At 65.0% G+C, this 1,956-nt stretch carries 1 protein-coding gene; it reads right to left on the bottom strand.

Features of this window, described 5'->3' with window-relative positions:
- The coding region (gene lepA, locus AB4Y84_RS20350) for a translation elongation factor 4 (RefSeq protein WP_442250783.1) at positions 1 to 1,664 on the bottom strand (1,664 nt) is incomplete at its 3' end.
- Positions 1,665 to 1,956 lie beyond the last annotated feature (292 nt).

Below are 1,956 nucleotides of genomic sequence, written 5' to 3'. Positions count from 1 at the left end.
CCATAGCACTTGGCCAGAACGTTCTTGCGCATGGCCTTGACCGTGGTGCGCGAGATGATCTGCGAGCCGACGGCGGCCTGGATGGCCACGTCGAACTGCTGGCGCGGGATCAGGTCCTTCATCTTTTCGCACAGCTCGCGACCACGACGATCGGCATGGCTGCGATGCACGATCAGCGACAGCGCATCGACCTTGTCGCCGTTGATCAGCACGTCCACGCGCACGAACGGACCGGCATCGAAGCGCACGAAGTGGTAGTCCAGCGAGGCATAGCCACGGCTGACCGACTTCAGCTTGTCGAAGAAATCCAGCACCACTTCGGCCATCGGCAGCTCGTAGCTGATCTGCACCTGGCTGCCCAGGTAGTTGATGCCGATCTGGCTGCCGCGCTTTTCTTCGCACAGCTTGATGATGTTGCCGATGTACTCCTCGGGAGTGAGCACGTTGGCGCGGATGATCGGCTCGCGGATCTCCTGCACATGGTTCACCGGCGGCAACTTGGCCGGGTTGTCCATGTTGATGATCGTGCCATCTGTCTTCAGGACTTCATACACCACCGTCGGCGCGGTGCTGATCAGGTCCAGGTTGTATTCGCGTTCCAGGCGCTCCTGCACGATTTCCATGTGCAGCATGCCGAGGAAGCCGCAGCGGAAACCAAAGCCCATCGCTTCGGAGCTTTCCGGCTCGAAGCGCAGCGCGGCATCGTTCAGGCGCAGCTTGTCCAGCGCTTCGCGCAGGTCCGGGTAGTCCTCGGCATCGACCGGGAACAGGCCGGCGAACACGCGCGGCTGCATTTCCTGGAAGCCCGGCAGCGGCTTCGGCGCCGGGTCGGCAGCGAGGGTGAGGGTGTCACCGACGGGCGCGCCGTGCACGTCCTTGATGCTGGCGGTGACCCAGCCCACTTCGCCCGCGCGCAGTACCGGCAGCACCTTGCGCTTCGGGGTGAACACACCGACGTTGTCGACCTGGTGGTTGCGGCCGGTGGACATCACCTGCAGCTTGTCACCGGCCTTGATCTCGCCCTGCATCACGCGCACCAGCGAGACCACGCCCAGGTAGTTGTCGAACCACGAGTCGATGATCAGCGCCTGCAGCTTGTCGGTATCGCGCGGCACCGGCGGCGGAATGCGATGCACGATCGCTTCCAGCACGTCGACCACGTTCAGACCCGTCTTGGCGCTGACCGGCACGGCATCGCTGGCATCGATGCCGATCACGGCCTCGATCTCGGCCTTGGCGCGCTCGATATCGGCGGTGGGCAGGTCGATCTTGTTGATCACCGGCACCACTTCCAGCCCCTGCTCCACGGCGGTGTAGCAGTTGGCCACAGACTGCGCTTCCACGCCCTGGGCCGCATCGACCACCAGCAGCGCGCCCTCGCAGGCGGCCAGCGAGCGGCTGACTTCATAGGAGAAGTCGACGTGGCCGGGGGTGTCGATGAAGTTCAGGTGGTAGGTCTGGCCGTCCTTCGCCACGTACGGCAGCGACACCGACTGCGCCTTGATCGTGATGCCACGCTCGCGCTCGATCGGGTTGGAGTCGAGCACCTGCGCTTCCATCTCGCGGGCCTGGAGGCCGCCACAGAGCTGGATGATGCGGTCGGCCAGCGTGGACTTGCCGTGGTCGACGTGGGCGATGATGGAGAAGTTGCGGATGTTCCGCATCGAATCAGAGGACATAGAGAGGTGGCGGCGGCGCGCGGCGTCGTCAGGGTAACGGTCGATTATCGCATGCCCGGAGGTCCGCCGCGTGGTTGGCCTGCCGGCACGGCCCCGGAATGGCCGAAGCCCCGCCAGGGCGGGGCTTCGGGGACACCAAGAGGGCCGCCGTGAAGGCAGCCATCGGTTGTTACGGGCCGGCCTTGACCGCGACAAAGGCGCTGTTGCCGCTGCCGGTACGGACCAGCAGCATGACCACATCGCCCTTCTTGTAGCCGGACAGCGCACGGTTCAGGGC

Source organism: Stenotrophomonas sp. 2YAF22, from assembly GCF_052114665.1.
Classification (GTDB): domain Bacteria; phylum Pseudomonadota; class Gammaproteobacteria; order Xanthomonadales; family Xanthomonadaceae; genus Stenotrophomonas; species Stenotrophomonas indicatrix.
The sequence above is the reverse complement of the archived record's forward strand: the minus strand, read 5'-3'. Positions and strand labels throughout refer to the sequence as shown.